A 20,655-nucleotide genomic window follows, 5' to 3' on the forward strand; every position below is an offset into this window, starting at 1 on the left:
TCCCGGCCCACCACCACGTGAGGAGACACCGTGAGTCGGCAGAGTCTGGCTAAGGCTCACCAGAAGATCCAGGAACTCGCCTGGGAGCCGCAGTATCACGAGCCGTACATGAAGTACGGCACCGACTACACCTTCCGGAAGGCCTCCAAGAAGGATCCGCTCAAGCAGGTTCTTCGGTCCTACTTCCCGATGCAGGAAGAAAAGGACCACCGCGTTTACGGCGCTTCCGACGGCGCTATTCGCGGCAACATGTTCCGGCAGGTCCAAGAGCGTTGGCTGGAGTGGCAGAAGCTCTTCCTGTCGATCATCCCGTTGCCGGAGGTATCGGCAGCGCGTTCGATGCCGATGCTGTTCCACGTGGTTCCGAACCCGGAGCTGCACAACGGCCAGGCGATCCAGATGATCGATGAGGTTCGGCACTCGACGATCCAGCAGAACCTCAAGCGCCTTTACATGAACAACTACATCGACCCAGCGGGCTTCAACAACAGCCTGCGCAACTTCCACAACGACTACTGCGGCACCATCGGCCGGCAGTTCGCCGAAGGATTCATCACCGGTGACGCGATCACCGCGGCGAGCATCTACCTGACGATCGTCGCCGAGACGGCGTTCACGAACACCCTGTTCGTGGCCATGCCGGCCGAGGCGGCCGCAAACGGTGACTACCTGCTGCCCACCGTGTTCCACTCGGTGCAGTCGGACGAGTCGCGACACATCTCGAACGGCTACGCGACGCTGCTGATGGCACTGTCCGACGAGGACAACCGCCAGCTGCTGGAGCGCGACCTGCGCTACGCGTGGTGGAACAACCACCGCGTGGTCGACGCCGCGATCGGCACGTTCATCGAGTACGGCACCAAGGACCGGCGCAAGGACCGCGAGTCCTACGCCGAGATGTGGCGCCGTTGGATCTACGACGACTACTACCGCTCGTACCTGGTACCGCTCGAGAAGTACGGCCTGGTCATCCCGCACGACCTGATCGAAGAGTCGTGGAAGCAGATCTGGGAGAAGGGCTACGTCCACGAGGTCGCGCAGTTCTTCTGCACCGGTTGGCTCGCCAACTACTGGCGCATGGACGGCATGACCGACACGGACTTCGAGTGGTTCGAGTACAAGTACCCGGGTTGGTACGACAAGTACGGTGCGTGGTGGGAGAACTACAACCGGCTCGCCACGCCGAACGGGCACAACCCGATCGTTTTCGAGCCCGTCGACTACGTCTACCCGAACCGCTGCTGGACCTGCATGGTGCCGTGTCTGGTCCGTGAGGACATCGTCACGGCCGAAGTGGACGGCGTGCACCGCACGTACTGCCACGAGGTCTGCCGCTGGACCGACGTCGAGGCGTTCCGCCCCACGTACATGGGCCGGGAAACCCCGAACATGGGCCGGCTCGTCGGCAAGCGGGAATGGGAGACGCTCTACCACGGCTGGAACTGGGCCGATGTGGTCGCCGACATGGGCTACGTCCGTGACGACGGCAAGACGATGACGGCACAGCCCCACCTCAACTTGGACCCCAAGAAGATGTGGACGCTGGACCACCTGCGGCGCTGCCCGCCGCTGCAGAGCCCGAACGTGCTGTTCAACGAGATGACCGATGAGCAGCGCACGGCATTCGTCGAGGACTACCGGCGTCAGGGGCCGGCAGGCCGACCGGCGCCCGCCAGCGCCTGAGCGCGGGTCAGGCGAGGGGAGAGGCCGGCGGTGCGTTCCGCCGGTCCTCTCCCTGCCATGCCCGCACCAGGTTGTCCTGTCGTCACAATCGGAAAGGGTCCGAAGGTTCCCCATGGGCGAGAAGCACATAGTGCGGTTCGAGCCTGTCGGCATCGAGATCGAGGTCGACGAGGACCAGACGATCCTGCGCGCCGCGGCCGAGCAGGGCGTGCAGCTCATGCACGGCTGCAAGGAAGGGCAATGCGCGGCGTGCAAGTCGTTCGTGCTCGAAGGCGAGGACATCGAACTCGACAAGTACTCGACGTTCGCGCTGCCCGATTACGAAAAGGAGGAAGGGTCGACGCTGCTCTGCAGGGCGCATGCCTATGAGGATCTGGTGATCGAGCTCCTCAATTACGACGAGGAGATCATCCGATCCGGGCTGCCGCTGCGGAAAGGCGTGGCCGAGGTCGTCTCGAACGAGCCGGTGACGCACGACATGCGGCATCTGGTGCTGCGGCTCGTCGAGCCCGAGGAGATCAAGTTCTTCCCCGGGCAGTACCTCGACCTCACCGTGCCGGGCACGGACGAGTCGCGCTCGTTCTCGATGGCCAACACCCCCGGTCGGGAGGGTCGGTTCGAGTTCGTCATCAAGGTCTACCCGAACGGCCTGTTCTCGGAGTTCCTGGCGAACACGCTGGCCGTCGGCGACCGGCTCGACGTCGAGGGGCCGTTCGGCACCTTCACGCTCCGCGAGAGCAGGACGTCGGAGATCGTGTTCGTGGGGGGCGGCGCGGGCATGGCGCCCGTGCTCGGCCTGCTGCGCTCGATGGCCGAACGCGGCGTGGAGCGCAAGGCGACCTTCTTCTACGGCGCACGCACCAAGCGCGACCTGTGCTTCGAGAAGGAGCTGCAGGCGCTCGAGGAGGAGCTGCCCGGGTTCACCTACGTCCCGGCACTCTCCGAGCCGTCCGACGGCGACGAGTGGGACGGCGACGTCGGTCTCATCACCGAGGTCGTGAAAAGCAAGTGCACCGATCTGAAAGGAATGGACGCCTACGTCTGCGGACCGCCGCCCATGGTGGACGCGGCAATTCCGATGCTCACAGAACTTGGCGTGCGCGAGGAGAACATCTTCTACGACAAGTTCACCACCACTGGTGAACAAGGAGAAGGCGAGGACGGTCAGTGACTACCGAGACGACCACAGAGCGCCCAGAACGCAGCGTTCCCAAACCACAGTTCACCGATGCTGAGGCCGGTGCTCGGGAGTTTCCGGACTCGGGTGCCAGCGCACGGCGCTACAACTATTACAAGCCGGCCAAGCGCAAGCAGACGCACTACGAGGACGTGACCGTCGACGTCCAGCCCGACCCGCGGCACTACCTGTCGCAGGGCTGGATCTACGGCTTCGCCAACGGCGACGCGGGCTACCCGCTGCACTGGACGAAGTTGAAGGCGTGGGGCGTCGACCTGCCCGAACCCGAGCGCGGCCCGGGCACCGGTGGCGGCGGCAAGGACCTCGAATGGCCCGCGCACGGCTGGCACGAGTTCCGCGACCCCAACGAGGAGTGGGAGCTCACCTTCTACCGGTACAACGCCAACGTCGTCCGGCAGGTGAACCAGAACATCGAGAACGCGAAGCAGGCGAAGGCGTTCGATCAGTGGACGCCGAACTGGATCAACTTCGTCGAGCGCAACGTCGGCGCGTGGATGCACATCGAGCACATCCTCGGGCTCTACGTGTTCGCCGCGTGCAACCGGTCCGGCCCGACCAACATGCACAACACCGCCATGGCGGTGAACAGCATGCACAAGATCCGGTTCGCGCAGGACCTCGCGCTCTACAACCTGACGCTCTCCGAAGAGATCGAGAGCTTCGACGGTGCTGCGCACGTCGAGGCCTGGAACTCCGACGCCGAGTGGCAGGGCGTGCGGAAGGTGACCGAGGCGCTCACCGCCGTCGACGACGACTGGGGCGAGTCGATCTTCGCCACGAACGTCGTCTTCGAGCCGCTGCTCGGCGAGCTGTTCCGCAGCAACCTCGTGCAGCAGTGCGCGGCCGCCAACGGCGACTTCGTCACCCCGACCGTCATGGGTGCCGGCGAGTACGACTACGCACAACGCGACCTGCGCTGGACGCAGGCGTGCTTCGGCCCGCTGACGTCGGACCGCGAGTTCGCCGACCACAACAAGGCGCTCATGCAGGGCTGGCTCTCGCACTGGGTGCCGCAGTGCCTCGACGCGGCCCGCACGTTGCAGCCGCTCTGGTCGCAGCCCGACCAGAAGCCGCCGCGGTTCGAGGACGCGCTCGACCGCGCGAAGAACAGGTTCGCCGGAATCCTTTCCGATCTTGGACTCGACGCACCCGAGGAGCTGAAGCAGTGACCGCTTTCAAGACATCCGAAAGCCCGTTCAAGTCGAACAACACCTCGTCGAACCTCTGCGGCGTGACCTTGATGAACAACCAGGTCGGCGCGGTGGTGGCCGAGGTGATGGACCGGCAGGAGCAGGTCACCATCACGCACCTGCCCTCGATGATCCGCGTCGATGCGGTGAACCGGATGGACTTCGTCTACGACGAGATCTCCGAAGCACTCGGTGAGGAGCCTGGCTTCTACGACGCCGCCGAGTTCGAGGAGAACATGTCGACGCACTACGGACGGATGGTCCACGAGGACGACCGAACGATCATGTTCGCCAACCCGGAGGACGCCGCCGAGTACATCGGCTTCGACCTGCCCTCGACCGTCAAGTAGTTCCAGTGACTCCGGGTCGTCGCCCGCAATGCCGCGGGCGGCGACCCGTACGTCGTTACGGCCCGCGCCCGCACGACCAGGAGAAGGATCAATGGCGAAGGAACTGAAGTTCGGTCAAGAAGCCCGTGACCTGCTGCAAGCTGGTGTCGACCAGCTGGCGGAAGCGGTGAAGTCGACGTTGGGGCCAAAGGGGCGCAACGTCATCCTCGAGAAGATCACCGGCACGCCGGAGGTCACCAACGACGGCGTGACGATCGCCCGCGAGATCTTCCTGCGCGACTCGTTCGAGAACATGGGCGCGCAGATCCTCAAGGAAGCCGCGATCAAGACCAACGACATGGTCGGCGACGGCACCACGACCGCCACCGTCATCGCGCAGGCGATCGTCCGCGAGGGCATGAAGGCGATCACGTCGGGCGGCAACCCGGTGCTGGTCAAGCGGGGTATCGACCTCGCCGTCGCCGCGCTCGTCGAGCACCTCGCCGGTGTCGCGCACCCCGTCGACAGCGAGGCAGAGCTGGCCCGCGTGGCGGCGATCTCGTCCAACGACGACGACACGATCGGCGCCGTCGTGGCCCGCACCCTGCACACCGTCGGCGACGACGGGGTCGTCACGGTCGAGGACGCGCCGGTGAACGGGCTCTCGGTGAACTTCGTCGAGGACTTCGAGTTCGACAACGGGTACGTCTCGCCCTACCTGGTGACCGACCCCGGGCGCCTCGAAGCGGTGCTCGACGACCCGTACATCCTGCTCTGCGCCGAGAAGATCACCAAGGTGCAGTCGCTGATGCCGATGCTCGACAAGATCATGCGCGACCCGCGGCCGCTGGTGATCATCGCGGAGAAGGTCGAAGGCACGGCGCTGCAGATGCTGGTGCACAACCACGTCAACGGGACGTTCAGGTGCACCGCGATCCAGGCGCCCGGCTTCGGTGAGAAGCGTGTGCACCTCCTGGAGGACATGGCCGCGCTGACCGGCGGCAAGGTGCTGAGCAAGGCGTCGTCGTTCTCGCTGGAACAGGTGGGCATCGAGCACCTCGGTCGGGCGTCGCAGGTCCGCGCGACCAACGACCACACGACGATCATCGGCGGCGGCGGCGAACCCGACGCGCTGGAGCTGCGGCTCACGTCGCTGCGCGCCGAGCTGGAACGCGCGAGCATCGGCACCGACGAGGACTTCCTCAACGACCGCATCGCCAAGCTCTCGGGCAAGGCCGCGATCATCTGGGTCGGCGCGCCGACCAACGCGGAGCTCAAGGAGGTCCGCCACCGCGTCGACGACTCGCTGCAGGCCACCCGCGCCGCGATGGCAGAAGGCATCGTCGCAGGTGGTGGCGCTGCGCTCCTGCACGCCGAGCAGGCGCTCGACAAGCTCGAGGTGCAGGGCGACTACGAGATCGGCGTAGAGATCGTCCGGCGGTCGCTGACCGAACCGGCGTACCTGATCGCCCACAACGCCGGCTACCAGGGCCACGAGGTGATCAAGCAGCTCACCGAGATGGGCGTCGACGAAGGGTTCGACGCGCTGGAGGGCCGCTTCGGGAACATGGTCGAGATGGGCATCATCGACCCGCTGCGGGTCGTGCGCTCCGCGTTGCAGAACGGCGCGTCCGTCGCCGGGCTGATCCTCACCACCAACTCGCTGGTGGCCGAGGAGCAGACGCCGTGGAACAAGTCGCTCATGACCGAGTTCGGGTCGCTCGACGACGGCATCCCGCAGCCGTCGCCCGACTCCAGCACGCCGCAGTCGCTCGGCCTCGGCCCGCAGGTGGGCTAGACCCGTGTTCACCGTCGGTGGCAGGCAGACGTTCGTCGTCGACGCGCAGGTGCACGTCTGGGACGCCAGCCCGCACAACCAGGCGATCCCCGACGGTGAGCTGTACGCGACGGACCTGTTGCGCCGGCACCGCGAGCTCGACGGTGCCGGCGTACCGAGACATGAGGTGGAGCGCGTCTCGGAGCACAGCCTGACCCGTGACGTGTTCGAAGAGGGATACGTCGACCGGGCTGTGCTGCAACCCGTCGTGCTGGGGGACCTGTTCGTGCTCGGGTTCAGCCCGCTCGAATGGCACGCGGAGATGGCCGGGTGGATGCCCGACCGGTTCGTGCTGAGCGGCGAGCTCGACCCGGACGGCGGGCAGCCGGGCGCCCGCGGGATGACCCCGCGGGTGCGCCGGTTCGACCTGCGAGGGCTGACGCTGTGCGAGCGGCGCAGACCGACGGGATGGCTGCGGCTCGGCGACCCGTGGCTGCGCAAGACGCTCGCCCGGTGCGGGCAGGCCGGCGCCGACGTCGTCCACATCGGGGTGGGGCCGTCGACCCGTCCGGCGCCGTGGCGGCGTGACCACCCACCACCCGTCGCCACGCGCCGACCCCCGCGGGTGCCGCGCTGGGCCGAGCCCGTCAAGGCGGGGTCGGCCCAGCCGGTGCGGGCCGGGGAGGCGGCGCGGGTGGCGCCGCCCGTGCCCGACGCCAGGCAGTTCCGCGAGCTGGCGGAGGCGCTGCCGGAGATCCGGTTCGTGCTCGGCGCGGGCTGCCTGCCCGGCTCGCAGCTGCTGCGGCTGGCAGCGCTGCCGAACGTGCACGTCATGCTCACGGAGATCCTGCCGTGGCTGGGCTCGCTCGACTTCGCGCACGCGTTCGGCGGGCTGCTGGAGGCGTTCGGGCCGGAACGGCTGCTCTTCGGCAGCGGCTACCCGATGATGCGGCCGGGCCGGCTGGTCCGCGAGCTCGCGGCCTACCGGTTCCCGCCCGAGGTGGGGCACCGCTACCGCTTCGACGCCGCGGCCGTCCGGGCCGTGCTGGGCGGGAACGCGGCGCGGCTCTACCGGATCGCGCCCGCCGCGGCGCCGTCCGTCGTCGCCGCTGCGGCCGCCGGGGCCTAGGAGCGCCCTGAACAACTGGGACCTGCTGCGCGGCGCCCAGGCGGCGCCCTCGCGGCGTTGCGCGGATACGTCGATACAACAGCGGTATCGCCGCATCCGCGCGCCTTTCGATGACACCACCTGGACGCCGCTCGCTACGGCCCCAGTCGTTCAGGACCCTCCTAGAACTTCCCCACCGTTTTGGGCACTTGCGCGCTCCGCAGGCGCGCATCCACCCAAAACGGTGGGGAGATCGGGCCCGAGGTCCCCACCGTTTTGCCAACCTGCACAGGCAGAACGGCGTGCAGGTTGGCAAAACGGTGGGGAAGTTGTGGTTGCGCCAGCGGTTGCCGGGGTACCGGGCCCGTCCTAGCGTGGCGGCACACTTCGGGGGAAAGGCCGGGTAGATGGACCAGGAGAAGAGCGCGAAGGAGTCGGTCGAGGTCGACGAACCGACCGTGCGCAAGGCGGTCGGCGCCGCGGCCATGGGCAACCTCGTCGAGTGGTTCGACTACGGCATCTACAGCTACGTCACGATCTACATCGCGGCGAACTTCTTCCCCAACGACAGCGACGACTCGCACATCGCGCTCGTGCTCGCGCTGTTCGCCGTCGCCTACCTCGTGCGGCCGCTCGGCGGCGCGATCCTCGGCCCGCTCGGCGACCGGATCGGGCGCAAGCGGGTGCTGGCGCTGACGATCGTGACGATGTCGGCCGCGAGCTTCGCGATCGGCCTGCTGCCGACGTTCGGGCTGGTCGGCTGGCTCGCGCCGATCCTGCTGGTGCTGGCGAGGCTCGTGCAGGGCTTCGCCACCGGAGGTGAGTACGGCGGCGCGGCGGCGTTCATCGCCGAGTACGCCCCCGACAAGCGACGCGGCTTCTACTGCAGCTTCCTGGAGTTCGGCACGACCGGCGGGTTCGTGCTCGCCGCCGCCTTGGTGACGGCGTTGCAGACCGGGCTGTCCGAGGCGGACATGGCGGCGTGGGGCTGGCGCGTGCCGTTCCTGATCGCCGGCCCGCTCGGGCTCGTCGGGCTCTACCTGCGCACCAAGCTGGAGGACACCCCGGCGTTCCTCGCGCTGGAGCAGCAGCACGAGGTCTCCGACTCGCCGCTGCGCGACGTGCTCACCAAGCACTGGCGTCCGGTGCTGGTCTGCATCGGGCTGGTGCTGTTCTACAACGTGGCCGTCTACACGGTGCTCTTCTACATGCCGACCTACCTGCAGACGACGTCCGGGCTCGAGGCGACCCCCGCGCTGCTCTACATCCTCGGCATGATGGTCGTGATCATGATCGTGATCATCCCGATCGGCGCGCTCTCCGACCGGATCGGCCGGAAACCGCTGATCATGACGTCGTGCGTCGGCTTCATCGTGCTCTCCTACCCCGCGTTCATGCTGCTCGACTCCGGCACCGCGCTGGGCACGGTCGCGGGGCTGGCGATCCTCGGGCTGCTGCTCGTGCTGCTGATGGGCACGATGTCGGCCACGCTGCCGGCGCTGTTCGACACCGACGTCCGCTACGGCGGCTTCTCGATCGGCTACAACGTCTCGACGTCGATCTTCGGCGGCACGGCCCCCGCGATCCTCGCGCTGCTGGTCGACAGCACGGGCAACAATGCGATCCCCGGCGCGTACGTCGCGATCGCCGCGCTGGTCTCGCTGGCCGCGGTGATCGTCCTGCGGGAGAGCGCGCGCCAGCCGCTCCCCGGAGCGCCGGCATCGGTGCTGAAGTCGACGGCCGCCTGATCGCTCCCCGGTCGTCGATCACGGTGGTTAGGCTGTGACAGCAAGCGGGACAGGCACGCGCTAGGCGGCAGGGTAGGCGCGTCTCCTCGACGTGCTCTGGAGACGCTCGTGTCCTACGGCTTGCTGGTGCGTGCGGTGCCGCGCTCCTTCCTCCCGCTCGGGTTCCTCGCCCGCGTCCCCTACGCGATCACCCCGCTCGGCTCGTTGCTCCTCATCCAGGGCGCGACCGGCAGCTACTCGTTCGCCGGGATAGCGGTCGGGGCGCAGAGCCTCTCGACCGCGGCCGGCGGTGTTGCCATCGGTTCGCTCGTCTCACGGTTCGGCGCCCGCCGGGTCGGGGTCACGGCGGCGGTCGCGTGCGCGCTGACCACCGCGCTGCTGATCCTGACGGCCGCGGCGCACTCGACGACGGGCATGCTGCTCACCGCGATCGCCGTCGGATTCACCCAGCCGCAGGTCGGGCCGCTGGTCCGGGTGCACTGGGCGGCCCTGCTCGACCGTGACACGGCGACCGCGTTCTCGTACGAGACGGCGGCGGACGAGGCGGCGTTCATCGTCGGCCCGGTGCTGGTCGGGTTGCTCACGGCGGTGCCGGCGCTGGTGCCGGGCGCGAACCCGCTGACGGCGTCGGCGGTACTGCTGGTCGGCGCTGCAGTGCCGTTCGCGACCATGTACGTGGAGCGTCCGCGGGTGGCCGGCCCCCGGCGTCGGGAGTTCCGGCCGGCGGTCGGTGTGCTCGTCGTGGGCAGCATCGCGATGGGCGCGATCTTCGGCACGATCCAGACCGCGGTGACGGCCGACCAGGGCAGCGTGCCTGCGGGCATCCTCTACGCGGGGCTCGCCGTCGGCAGCACGGTGGCCGGGATCTGCTATGCCTGGCTGCCGAAGACGTTCTCGCCGCGGGCGCGCTACCTGGTGTTCTGCGCCGCGCTCGGGGTCGCCATGGCCGTGCTCCTGATCTGCGCATGGGGCGGTGCGGTGCTGGTGGGGATCGTGCTGGCCGGCTGCGCGATCGCGCCGTTCATGATCTCGCAGGTCACGCTGGCCGAGACGGTGTCGACCCGCAACGGGTTCGTGTTCACGATCGCGCTGCTCAGCGCGGGTGGCCCGGTCGGGTCGGCGGCCGGCCAGGCACTCACCGGGTACGTGCTCGACACCGGCGGCGAGCGGGTGGCGTGGGCGCTGCCGGTGCTGTGGGCCTTGCTCGCGCTGGCCAGCGGGGTCGCCGCGTTCGTCCTGTTCAGGCAGGGGGCCAGCCGGCCGGCAGTGGAATGAGCCCTGTCGTTGCGCCCTGCCATGCGTAGGCCCAGCACACCGTGCCGTCCGGCAGCGCGACCCTGATCCGCCGGTACTCGTCGCCCTCGTACTCGTCCAGCGCGGGGAACATCCCGACGGGGTCGCGCAGCGGCACCACGAACCCCGGCGTCGATCCGCGCCGGCCGGCGAGCCACGCCGGGTAGCCCTTCCCGGTGTCGGCGACCTGTCCCGGCAACCAGGTCCGGCGCGGCTCGCCGGCCGCGTACGGCGCGACCAGCTCCCACGACGGCTGGCCCGGCTGCAGCAGGCCGTACGTGAACAGCGCGGCCGGCCACTCGTCGGGGTCCGGCGCGCTCGTGACGGTCGTGGCGCTCAGCCCGTCGTCCGGTGCGGGCTCGCCCTGGAGCGCGAGTGCCCGCAGCTGGGGGACGTCCGCGCAGCGCACCAGCTGCCCGTCGACCAGCAGCGGTTTGCGGATCTTGCCGTGCCCGAGGTAACACCAGGGCGCTTCGACGAGGGTGCCGTCCTCGACGCGGACGGTGCCGCTGCGCAGCCTGGCCAGCCGGAACCGGTCGCCGCGGCCCTCGCAGCGGTCGAGCACCTCCACCTGCGCGGGCGTCGCGAGCCACACCGCGTGCTGCTCGGCGGCCCCCGGCGACGCGGCGAGCACCGCGGGCCGCTGCCCGTCGCGGTAGCGCAGGCCGGCCGCCCACACCGCGGCGACGTCGGTCGTCGCGGCCCGCAGGACGACCACGGGATCGGCGCCGAGCCCCAGCGCCGCCCGCAGCCAAGTGATCTTGGAGGGGCATTTGTTCGAGCCGTAGGACAGCACCGGGACGCGCCCCGCCGACGGTGGGGCACCGCGCGTGGCCAGCCATTCGTCGAGGTCGGTTCCGTCGACCGTCCAGCCGTGCGAGCCGGGGATCGTCGCGTGCGAGACGCCGTCGACGTGCACGAACGACGACGGCGGCGCCGCGCCGGGATACGGATCCTCCGGGAAGTCCGAGTCGGGCCACTGCACACGCCGACCGTAGAACGTTTCCGGCTTGCCGGTACTCCCCGGCGGCGGGTTACCGTCGGGATCGTGTCGAGGCTCCCCGATCCCCGGCCGTGCCCGGCCGCCGGCATCGCGGGTGCGCCGTTCCGCTTGATGCTGGTTTCCGTCGCGCTGATGGCGAGCGGGTACGCGTTGCTGCTGCCCGTCGTGCCGTTGTGGGTGGCGCGCGGCGGCACCGGCGCGTTCGGGGCGGGCGCGACGACGGGCGTGCTGATGCTCACGACCGTGCTGGCGCAGCCGGCGGCGCCGTGGTTGCTGAGCACGATCGGGCACCGGTGGGTGCTCGGGATCGGTAGCGTGCTGCTCGGCGCGCCCGCCCCGCTGTACGCGCTGTCGGCCGAGCTCGGGCCGGTGCTCGCACTCTCGGCGGTGCGGGGTGTCGGGTTCGGGCTGGCGACGGTCGCCGGGAGCGCGCTGGTGGCCGAGCTCGTGCCGCGTGAGCAGCACGGACGGGCCGGCGCCCGCTACGGCATAGCCACCGGAGGGCCGCAGGTGGTGCTGCTCGCCGCGGGCGTCGCGATGGTGGAGACCTGGGGGTTCACGGCGATCTTCGTGGCGGCGGGCGTCGCGCCGATGCTCGGGGCCGTGGTCGTGCTCGCCATCAAGATGGCGCGCGGCGCCGCCGTCGAGCCCGGGACGTGGAGCTCGGCGCCGGTCGCTCGCGCGGCGGTGCCGCCGGTGCTGGCGATGCTCGTCTGCTCGATCGCGCAAGGCGGGCTCGTCACGTTCCTCCCGCTGGCCGTGCCCGACGCCGGGCTGCTCGTGGCGCTGGCCCTCTTCGCGACGGCGGGCGGCGCGATGGGCGGCCGGGTGCTGGCGGGCGAGCTGGTGGATCGGCTGGGCTGGGGCGGGCGGCTGCAACGCCCCGGCGTGCTCGCCGCCGCCGCGGGGATGGGCATCGAGATCGTGGCGACGGCGACCGGCCACGGAGTGCTGCTCGTCGCCGGCGCCGCCGTCGTCGGGATCGGGTTCGGCCTGGTCCAGAACGACGCGCTGACAGGCCTCTTCGGCGTGTTCGGCAGCGCCCGCTACGGCGCGGCCAGCGCGGCGTGGAACGTCGCCTACGACGCGGGCACCGGGGTCGGCGCCGTCGGGCTCGGCGCGGTCGCGGAGCCGTTCGGGTACGGCGCGGCGTTCGCGACGTCGGCGGTGCTCTGCGCGGCGGCCGCCCTGCGCCGGCGGTGAGTACGTCGACAACGACGTTTTGGCTGATGTTAGCGCTAACAAACAGCCAGAACGTCGTTGTCGACGCTCTCTCCTAGTGGCCGCGCGTGATCCACTCCTCCAGGTGTGGCAGCTCCGCCCCGATGCTTGTGGAGTCGCCGTGGCCTGTGCGGACGGTCGTGTCGCCCGGCAGCGTGAGCAGCTTGCCCTTGATCGACTCGATGATCGTGTCGAACGACGAGAACGATCGGCCGGTCGCGCCGGGGCCGCCCTGGAACAGGGTGTCGCCGGTGAAGACCGTCCCGAGGTCGGGGGCATAGAGGCAGGACGAGCCGGGGGAGTGCCCCGGCGTCGCCAGCACGCGCAGCGTCACCCCGCCCGCGGTCAGCACGTCGCCGTCGGACAGCTCGGCGTCGGGCTTGCGGTCGGGATGGGTCAGCTCCCAGAGCGGCGCCTCGGCCGGGTTCAGCAGGATCGGCGCGCCGAACCGGTCGGCCAGCGCGGGCGCCTGGTTCACGTGGTCGTCGTGCGCGTGCGTGCACACCACGGCGACCACCCGCCGGTCGCCGACCGCCGCCGCGATCTTCTCCGCGTCGTGGGCGGCGTCGACGACGAGCACCTCGCGCTCGCCGCCGACGATCCAGACGTTGTTGTCGACGTCCCACGTCCCGCCGTCGAGCGAGAACGTGCCGGACGTGACGACGTGGTCGATCACAGCAGGACCACCGACCGCAGCACCTCGCCGCGCTCCATGCGGTGGAACGCCTCCTCGACGTCGCCGAGCCCGATCGTCTCGCTGACGAACTTCTCCAGCGGCAGCCGGCCCTGCAGGTGCAGGTCGATCAGCATCGGGAAGTCGCGGCTCGGCAGGCAGTCGCCGTACCAGGACGACTTCGTGGCGCCGCCGCGGCCGAACACGTCGATGAGCGGGAGGTCGACCGTCATGTCCGGGGTCGGGACGCCCACCAGCACGACGGTGCCGGCGAGGTCGCGGGCGTAGAACGCCTGCTTGAACGTCTCCGGCCGCCCGACCGCGTCGACGACGACGTTCGCGCCGTTGTCGCCGGTCAGCGCCTTGACCGCCTCGATGGGGTCCTGCTCGCGCGAGTTGATCGTGTGGGTGGCGCCGAACTCGGTGGCCCACTGCAGCTTCCGGTCGTCGATGTCGATCCCGATGATCGTCGTCGCGCCGGCGAGCTTGGCGCCCGCGATGGCGGCGTTGCCGACCCCGCCGCAGCCGATCACCGCGATGGAGTCGCCGCGCCGGATGCCGCCGGTGTTCATCGCAGCGCCGATGCCGGCCATCACGCCGCACCCGAGCAGGCCCGCCACCTCGGGCTTCGCCGCCGGGTCGACCTTCGTGCACTGCCCGGAGTGCACGAGCGTCTTCTCGATGAACGCGCCGATCCCGAGCGCGGGCGAGAGCTCCTGGCCCGACTCCAGGGTCATCTTCTGCGTGGCGTTGTGGGTGGAGAAGCAGTACCAGGGCTCACCACGACGGCACGCGCGGCACGTCCCGTCGACGGCGCGCCAGTTGAGGATCACGAAGTCGCCCGGCGCGACGTCGGTGACGCCTTCGCCGACCGACTCGACGATCCCGGCGGCCTCGTGGCCGAGCAGGAACGGGAACTCGTCGTTGATCCCGCCCTCGCGGTAGTGCAGGTCGGTGTGGCACACCCCGCACGCCTGCACCGCGACGACCGCCTCGCCGGGGCCGGGATCCGGCACGGTGATCGTCTCCAGCGAGACGGGCTTGCCCTTGCCGTGCGCGACGACCCCGCGGACCTGTTGCGGCATGCTGACTGCTCTCCCTCGACGCTGAGTCCTTTTCATGCGCAGCCTGCCATGGGAACGGGTGCCGTGTTGAGGGCGCACCGGGGTAGCTTGCGGCTGTGATCGAACGCGAGGACGACGGCTACGTCGCTGTCTTGCGGCTGGCGCACGGGCCGGTCAGCGCCATGGACATCGAGCTCTGCCGCGAGATCGACGCGACGTTCCACGCGCTCGCGTCGGAGCCCGTCCGTGCAGTCGTGCTGACCGGTACGGGCCCCACCTTTTCGGCAGGGGTGGATCTGCGCAGATATCTCGACGGCGGGCCGTCCTACGTCGCGGCGTTCCTCCCGGCGCTCAGCGCGATGCTGCGCGCGGCGTTCGAGTTCCCGAAGCCGCTGGTCGCTGCCGTCAACGGGCACGCGATCGCCGGCGGCTGCGTGCTCGCGATGTGCGCCGACGTCCGGCTGGCGGCGGAAGGTCCTGGTCGGATCGGCGTGCCGGAGATCAAGGTGGGGGTGCCGTTCCCGCGTGTGCCGCTGGAGATCGTGCGGTACGCCGTCGGCGACGTCACCGCGCGCAAGCTGATCATCGGGGCGGCGACGCACCGGCCGGAGGCAGCGGCGGCGCTCGGGATCGTCGACGAGATCGTCGCGCCCGAGGTGCTGCAGGCCCGTGCGGTGGCCGAGGCGCTGGCGCTGGCCGACGACGTGCCCGGCGACACGTTCGCGACCACGAAGGCGCAGCTGCGCCGCGACCACGTCGAGCGGATGGAGCGCTACGCCGACGAGGAGCTGGAGGTCACGAAGCTCTGGGACGTCAGGTCGGGCGACGGGTGGACCGACGGCTACCTCAAGGCGGTGACGCGGCGATAGGTGTCGCGTTTGTCCTATGGCCGTGGCCCGGGAGCGGCGACGATCGCGGTATGACGACAGCGACCGGCCGTTTCGACCTCACCAGCTGGGACGACGAGACGTACGACGAGGCCGAAGGCGCGACGCTGCAGCGCGTCCGCAACACGAAGTCCTTCGAGGGCGGGATCAACGGCACGAGCGTCGCCGACCTGCTGCTGGCCGTCGCGCCGCAGGACTCGGCGGCCTACGTCGGGATCGAGCGGGTGACCGCGGAGATCGACGGGCGGAAGGGCACGTTCGTGCTGCGCCACTCCGCCTACCACGACGGTACCGAGGGCACCATGCAGGTCGACGTCGTCCCGAACTCGGGAACGGGCGACCTGCACGGCCTGACCGGCACCCTCGACATCGTCCGATCCGACGAGGGCGAGCACACCTACACCTTCACCTACGACCTGCCGTAGAAGGTCCCCACCGTTTTGTGCACCTGCGCGCGTTTTCGGCGCGCATCCACCCAAAACGGTGGGGAAGTTGGGGTCAGGCTGGGCGGAGGGGTGACGGGGCGCCCAGCACGGCCGCGATGGAGGGCGGGATCTCGCGCTTCCCGCTCCCGTCGGCCGCGATGACGACGTAGACGTTGCGGGCCGAGCAGGTGACCTCGCTGCCGTTGCGGCGCAGCTCGAAGTCGAGCGCGAAGCTAGTCCGCCCGATGCGTGCGGTCGAGACGGCCACGGCGACGTCGTCGGTCCAGCGCACGCCCGACTTCCAGTCCATCTCGCTGTGCACGACCTGCACGTCGTAGCCGGACGCGATCATGCCGGGGTAGCTGAGCCCGCGTTCGCGCAGGAACGTGCCCATCGCCTCGTCGAAGTAGGTGAAGTACCACCCGTTGAAGACGACGTTCTGCGCGTCGACCTCCATGTAGCGGACCGTCAGCGGGTGGATGATCGGGACGCTCATGCGCCGATACTGGCCTACTCGACGCGGTCCCTGATGGTGCGGTTCATCGCACGTCCGAACGCCGTGACGACCCCGCGCACGGTCAGCGGCTTGAGCTGGGTGAGCGCTGCGGCGAGCCGGTGGCGCTCCTCCGACCTGCGTCCGCGATCGCGGTAGGGCTGCAGGACCTCCTGCTGGAACATCGTCATGAGGTCCTCGGCCAGTGCGGTCGTGTGCATCTCGATGATCGAGTGCGCGCGCTTCCACGCCTCGGCCGGCAGGTCCGAGTCGATGATGGCCAGCCCTTCGGACAGGGTCGCCGCGCCGTGCACCCGCACTCGTCCGTCGTCGAGCCGGCGCAGCACGCCGAGCCCTTCGAGCACGTCGAGGTCGGCCGCCGCGAGGGGCCGGCCGGCGCGGCGTTCCAGCTCGTCGGACGTGAGCTCCTCGAGCTGCTCGGGGACCCACGGTGTGAGCAGTGCCCGGTGCAGCGCCAGCTCCTCGGCGCCGACGGTGTCGGGCAGCTTCTCCAGCTGCGCCTCGATGGCCGCGAGCGAGAACCCGAGCGCGGTGAGCTCGCCGACCAGCTCCAGCCGGGCGAGGTGGCCCGGCCCGTACAGGCCCGTGCGGCCGCGCAGCTGCGGCGGCGGGAGCAGGCCCTTGCCGGCGTAGAACCGGATCGTGCGGACGGTCATGCCGCTGCGTTCCGCGAGCTGGTCGATCGTGAGAAGCCCCTGGTCGGGTACGGATGGTGCGGCCATGGATGGCAGGTTACGTCACACCTTGACCTATGTGACAGTGCTGCTGTAACAAAGACCCATGACCGAGATACCCGAGGCATTTGTCTACGACGCCATCCGCACGCCGCGCGGCCGGGGCAAGGCCTCCGGTTCGCTGCACGAGGTCAAGCCGGTCTCGCTGGTCGTCGGGCTGATCGACGAGCTGCGCGCCCGCTTCCCCGAGCTGGACACCAACATCATCGACGACGTCGTGCTCGGCGTCGTCTCGCCGATCGGCGACCAGGGCGGCGACATCGCCAAGACAGCCGCCATCGCCGCGGGCCTGCCCGACACCGTGGCGGGCGTGCAGCTCAACCGCTTCTGCGCCTCGGGCCTGGAGGCCGTGAACGTCGCGACGCAGAAAGTGCGCTCCGGGATGGAGGAGATGGTCCTCGCCGGCGGCGTCGAGGCGATGTCGCGCGTGCCGATGGGCTCCGACGGCGGCGCGTGGGCGATGGACCCGGACACCGCCTACACCACCGGTTTCGTGCCGCAGGGCATCGGCGCCGACCTGATCGCGACGCTGGAGGGCTACTCGCGCCAGGACGTCGACACGTTCGCCGTCGAGTCGCAGACCCGCGCCGCGAAGGCGTGGGCCAACGGCTACTTCGCGAAGTCGGTCGTGCCGGTGAAGGACCGCAACGGCCTGCCGATCCTCGACCGCGACGAGCACGTCCGGGCCGGCTCGACGCTCGACAGCCTCGCCGGGCTGCAGCCGTCGTTCGCGATGATGGGCGAGGCGGGCGGCTTCGACGCCGTCGCGCTGCAGCGCTACCACTGGGTCGAGAAGATCGACCACGTGCACCACGCCGGCAACTCGTCGGGCATCGTCGACGGCGCCGCGCTCTGCCTGATCGGCTCCGAGGCGGCGGGCAAGGCGCAGGGGCTGACCCCGCGCGCCCGCATCGTCTCCACCGCACTGTCCGGCGCCGACCCGACGATCATGCTCACCGGCCCGGCGCCCGCCAGCCGCAAGGCGCTGGCCAAGGCCGGCCTCACGGTCGACGACATCGACCTCTTCGAGATCAACGAGGCGTTCGCGGCCGTCGCGCTGCGGTACATGCGCGACCTCGGGCTCGACCACGAGAAGGTCAACGTCAACGGCGGCGCGATCGCCATGGGCCACCCGCTCGGCGCCACCGGGGCGATGATCCTCGGCACCCTCATCGACGAACTGGAACGGCGTGACCTGCGCTACGGCCTCGCCACGCTCTGCGTGGGCGGCGGCATGGGGATCGCGACGATTGTGGAGCGTGTCTGAACCATGAGTGCGAACGAGAAGGCAGTGCGCTGGGAAAAGGGTGCCGACGGCATCGCCGTCGTCACGCTCGACGACCCCGGCCGCAGCGCCAACACGATGAACGAGCGCTACGCGGCCGCGATGGGCGAGACGCTCGACGCGATCGCCGCCGACAAGGAGAACATCGTCGGTGTGATCATCACGTCGGCCAAGAAGACGTTCTTCGCCGGCGGCGACCTCGACACGATGATCAAGGCCACGCCCGCGGACGCTCCGCAGATCATGGAGCGCGTGACGGCGATCAAGGCCCAGCTGCGCAAGCTGGAGACGCTGGGCAAGCCGGTGGTCGCGGCCATGAACGGCACCGCGCTAGGCGGCGGGCTGGAGATCGGCCTCGCCTGCCACCATCGCATCGGGCTCGACGCGAAGGGTGTCGTCTACGGGCTGCCGGAGGTCACGCTCGGCCTGCTGCCCGGCAGCGGCGGCGTCACCCGCATCACGCGCATGCTCGGCATCGCCGACGGGTTCATGAAGGTCCTCGCCCAGGGGCAGCGGCACAAGCCGGCGGCCGCGCTGGAGACCGGCATCATCGACGAGCTGGCCTCGTCGCACGAGGAGATGCTGGAGAAGGCGCGCGCGTGGATCGCGGCGAACCCCGAGGCGGCGCAGCCGTGGGACAAGCCCGGCTACAAGATGCCCGGCGGCACCCCGTCGAACCCGAAGCTCGCGGCCTTCCTGCCGGCGTTCCCGGCCAACCTGCGCAAGCAGCTCAAGGGTGCCCCGATGCCGGCGCCGCGCAACATCCTCTCCGCGGCCGTCGAGGGCGCGCAGGTCGACATCGACACGGCGTTGCGCATCGAAGGCCGGTACTTCACCGAGCTGATCTGCGGCCAGACCTCGAAGAACATGACCAAGGCGTTCTTCTTCGACCTGCAGCACATCAACAACGGCGGCTCGCGGCCCGACGGGTTCGAGCAGTACACGCCGCGCAAGGTGGCCGTGCTCGGCGCCGGGATGATGGGCGCCGGCATCGCCTACACCTGCGCGCTGTCGGGCTGGGAGGTTGTGCTCAAGGACGTCTCGCTGGAGGCGGCCGAGAAGGGCAAGACCTACTCGGAAGGCCTGGTCGCGAAGGGCGTCAAGCGCGGCAGGACGACCGTCGAGAAGGGTGAGGCGCTGCTCGAGCGCATCACGCCGACCGGCGACTACAACGACCTCGCCGGCTGCGACATCGTCATCGAGGCGGTGTTCGAGTCGGTCGCGCTCAAGCAGGAGGTCTTCCGCGAGGCGATGAAGGTGATCGAGCCCGACGCGCTGCTCTGCTCGAACACCTCCACCCTCCCGATCACCGAGCTGGCCGCGGGCCTGGACCGGCCGGGCGACTTCATCGGACTGCACTTCTTCTCGCCGGTCGACAAGATGCCGCTCGTGGAGATCATCCGCGGTGAGCGGACCTCCGACGCGACGCTGGCCAAGGCGTTCGACGTGACGCTCGGCATGCGGAAGACCCCCATCGTCGTGAACGACAGCCGCGGCTTCTTCACCAGCCGGGTGATCGGCACCTTCATCAACGAGGGTGTCGCGATGGTCGCAGAGGGCATCGACCCGCAGACCGTCGAGCAGGCGTCATCGCAGGCCGGGTACCCGGCGCCGGTGCTCCAGCTGATGGACGAGCTGACCCTCACGCTGCCGCAGAAGATCCGCAAGGAGTCGCGGGCGGCCCTCGAGGCGGCCGGCGGGACGTGGGAGGCGCACCCGTCGGAGGCGATCATCGACCGGCTCGTCGAGGAGTTCGACCGCAAGGGCAAGAGCAGCGGCGCGGGCTTCTACGAGTACGCCGACGGCAAGCGCGTGCGGCTGTGGCCGGGGCTGCGCGAGCACTTCGGCGCCACCAACCACGACGTCGACCTGCACGAGCTCTCGGAGCGGATGCTCTTCGTCGAGGCGATCGAGACCCAGAAGTGCTTCGACGAGGGCGTGCTGACCAGCATCCCCGACGCGAACATCGGCTCGATCTTCGGCATCGGCTTCCCGGCCTGGACCGGCGGGGTCGTGCAGTACGTCGAGGGCTACCCGGGCGGTCCCGCGGGCTTCGTCGCACGGGCCGACGAGTTCAAGGCGAAGTACGGCGACCGGTTCGAGGTGCCGGAGAGCCTGCGCAAGCGGGCCTCGGAGGTTGCGGCCTGACGGCCGAACGGGAGCTGGGTGAGGGCAGGAAAGCCACTTTCCTGCCCTCAGGGGGCCTGAAAGTGGCTTTCCTGCCCTCGCGTGCGGAACGCACACATCCCGGCGCTTGCCGGGGCGGGCGTGCTCGCGCGTCGCACGGGTTGCCAGGAAAGCCACTTTCCTGTCCTGTAGTGCCAGGAAAGCCACTTTCCTGGCACCACCGTGACCACCCGGTGCGCGCGCTCAGCGTTCGTACGTGTTGACGACGACGGCGCGGGCGAGGGTGTGGCTGAAGAGGTTGAAGCCGAGGAACGCGGGCGTGGCGGTCGGGGGGATCTCGAGGCTTTCGACGTCGAGGGCGTGCACGGCGGTGTAGTAGTGGTGCGGGCCGTGTCC

At 69.7% G+C, this 20,655-nt stretch carries 18 protein-coding genes and 1 pseudogene; 13 read left to right on the top strand and 6 right to left on the bottom strand.

Features of this window, described 5'->3' with window-relative positions; genetic code table 11:
• Window positions 1-45 precede the first annotated feature (45 nt).
• The 8 genes from LL648_RS08300 to LL648_RS08335 all read left to right on the top strand — a co-directional run bounded on the left by LL648_RS08300 (window position 46) and on the right by LL648_RS08335 (window position 10,308).
• Window positions 46-1,683: a methane monooxygenase gene (locus tag LL648_RS08300; protein ID WP_232661880.1), complete on the top strand. Its 1,638-nt coding sequence runs from the start codon at window positions 46-48 to the stop codon at window positions 1,681-1,683.
• A 112-nt stretch (window positions 1,684-1,795) separates the two neighbouring features.
• Window positions 1,796-2,854 (top strand): NADH:ubiquinone reductase (Na(+)-transporting) subunit F, encoded by a 1,059-nt coding sequence (locus LL648_RS08305; RefSeq protein ID WP_232661815.1) that lies wholly within the window; start codon window positions 1,796-1,798, stop codon window positions 2,852-2,854.
• Complete coding sequence (locus LL648_RS08310) at window positions 2,851-4,050, top strand: toluene hydroxylase (protein WP_232661816.1); 1,200 nt, start codon at window positions 2,851-2,853, stop codon at window positions 4,048-4,050. The genes LL648_RS08305 and LL648_RS08310 overlap by 4 nt, the downstream gene beginning before the upstream one ends.
• Entirely contained in the window at window positions 4,047-4,421 is a 375-nt protein-coding gene (gene mimD, locus LL648_RS08315) for a propane 2-monooxygenase effector subunit MimD (protein WP_232661817.1), read from the top strand. Before LL648_RS08310 ends, mimD begins: the two co-directional genes overlap by 4 nt.
• Before the next feature lie 91 nt (window positions 4,422-4,512).
• Window positions 4,513-6,198 carry a chaperonin GroEL gene (gene groL, locus LL648_RS08320; RefSeq protein WP_232661818.1) on the top strand — a complete coding sequence of 562 codons (1,686 nt, stop codon included), beginning with the start codon at window positions 4,513-4,515 and terminating at the stop codon, window positions 6,196-6,198.
• Between the two features lie 4 nt (window positions 6,199-6,202).
• Window positions 6,203-7,306 (top strand): amidohydrolase family protein, encoded by a 1,104-nt coding sequence (locus LL648_RS08325; RefSeq protein ID WP_232661819.1) that lies wholly within the window; start codon window positions 6,203-6,205, stop codon window positions 7,304-7,306.
• 386 nt (window positions 7,307-7,692) lie between these two features.
• Window positions 7,693-9,033, top strand: a complete 1,341-nt coding sequence (locus LL648_RS08330) for an MFS transporter (protein ID WP_232661820.1) — start codon at window positions 7,693-7,695, stop codon at window positions 9,031-9,033.
• Between the two features lie 108 nt (window positions 9,034-9,141).
• Window positions 9,142-10,308, top strand: a complete 1,167-nt coding sequence (locus LL648_RS08335; RefSeq protein ID WP_232661821.1) for an MFS transporter — start codon at window positions 9,142-9,144, stop codon at window positions 10,306-10,308.
• Here the strand turns inward: LL648_RS08335 and LL648_RS08340 are convergent.
• Complete coding sequence (locus LL648_RS08340) at window positions 10,274-11,311, bottom strand: gamma-glutamylcyclotransferase family protein (protein WP_232661822.1); 1,038 nt, start codon at window positions 11,309-11,311, stop codon at window positions 10,274-10,276. The genes LL648_RS08335 and LL648_RS08340 overlap by 35 nt on opposite strands.
• 63 nt (window positions 11,312-11,374) lie before the next feature.
• Here LL648_RS08340 and LL648_RS08345 point away from each other — a divergent pair, with 63 nt between their 5' ends.
• Complete coding sequence (locus LL648_RS08345; RefSeq protein WP_232661823.1) at window positions 11,375-12,532, top strand: MFS transporter; 1,158 nt, start codon at window positions 11,375-11,377, stop codon at window positions 12,530-12,532.
• A gap of 73 nt (window positions 12,533-12,605) precedes the next feature.
• Here the strand turns inward: LL648_RS08345 and LL648_RS08350 are convergent, their stop codons facing one another.
• Both LL648_RS08350 and LL648_RS08355 read right to left on the bottom strand, forming a co-directional pair.
• Entirely contained in the window at window positions 12,606-13,226 is a 621-nt protein-coding gene (locus LL648_RS08350; RefSeq protein ID WP_232661824.1) for an MBL fold metallo-hydrolase, read from the bottom strand.
• Window positions 13,223-14,308, bottom strand: coding sequence for an S-(hydroxymethyl)mycothiol dehydrogenase (locus LL648_RS08355; RefSeq protein ID WP_232661825.1), 1,086 nt, complete (start codon window positions 14,306-14,308; stop codon window positions 13,223-13,225). The genes LL648_RS08350 and LL648_RS08355 overlap by 4 nt, the downstream gene beginning before the upstream one ends.
• A gap of 95 nt (window positions 14,309-14,403) precedes the next feature.
• Here LL648_RS08355 and LL648_RS08360 point away from each other — a divergent pair, with 95 nt between their 5' ends.
• The gene (locus tag LL648_RS08360) at window positions 14,404-15,156 is read left to right on the top strand and encodes an enoyl-CoA hydratase/isomerase family protein (RefSeq protein ID WP_232661826.1); all 753 of its coding nucleotides are present in this window, start codon (window positions 14,404-14,406) and stop codon (window positions 15,154-15,156) included.
• Window positions 15,157-15,206: 50 nt separating this feature from the next.
• Window positions 15,207-15,599, top strand: coding sequence for a DUF3224 domain-containing protein (locus tag LL648_RS08365; RefSeq protein WP_232661827.1), 393 nt, complete (start codon window positions 15,207-15,209; stop codon window positions 15,597-15,599).
• Window positions 15,600-15,672: 73 nt separating this feature from the next.
• Here LL648_RS08365 and LL648_RS08370 read toward each other — a convergent pair whose 3' ends face one another.
• Window positions 15,673-16,095 (bottom strand): acyl-CoA thioesterase, encoded by a 423-nt coding sequence (locus tag LL648_RS08370; protein WP_232661828.1) that lies wholly within the window; start codon window positions 16,093-16,095, stop codon window positions 15,673-15,675.
• Between the two features lie 14 nt (window positions 16,096-16,109).
• Complete coding sequence (locus LL648_RS08375) at window positions 16,110-16,835, bottom strand: MerR family transcriptional regulator (RefSeq protein WP_232661829.1); 726 nt, start codon at window positions 16,833-16,835, stop codon at window positions 16,110-16,112.
• A gap of 58 nt (window positions 16,836-16,893) precedes the next feature.
• On the opposite strand from LL648_RS08375, the gene LL648_RS08380 reads away from it, so the two are divergent.
• Both LL648_RS08380 and LL648_RS08385 read left to right on the top strand, forming a co-directional pair.
• Window positions 16,894-18,114, top strand: coding sequence for an acetyl-CoA C-acetyltransferase (locus tag LL648_RS08380; protein ID WP_232661830.1), 1,221 nt, complete (start codon window positions 16,894-16,896; stop codon window positions 18,112-18,114).
• A gap of 3 nt (window positions 18,115-18,117) precedes the next feature.
• A complete protein-coding gene (locus LL648_RS08385; RefSeq protein ID WP_232661831.1) occupies window positions 18,118-20,280 on the top strand; it encodes a 3-hydroxyacyl-CoA dehydrogenase NAD-binding domain-containing protein in 2,163 nt (720 codons plus the stop codon).
• A 222-nt stretch (window positions 20,281-20,502) separates the two neighbouring features.
• Here LL648_RS08385 and LL648_RS08390 read toward each other — a convergent pair.
• Window positions 20,503-20,655, bottom strand: a pseudogene (locus LL648_RS08390) (YbhB/YbcL family Raf kinase inhibitor-like protein); the annotation flags it as partial.

It is taken from the genome of Pseudonocardia sp. TRM90224, assembly GCF_021245725.1.
Taxonomy (GTDB): domain Bacteria; phylum Actinomycetota; class Actinomycetes; order Mycobacteriales; family Pseudonocardiaceae; genus Pseudonocardia.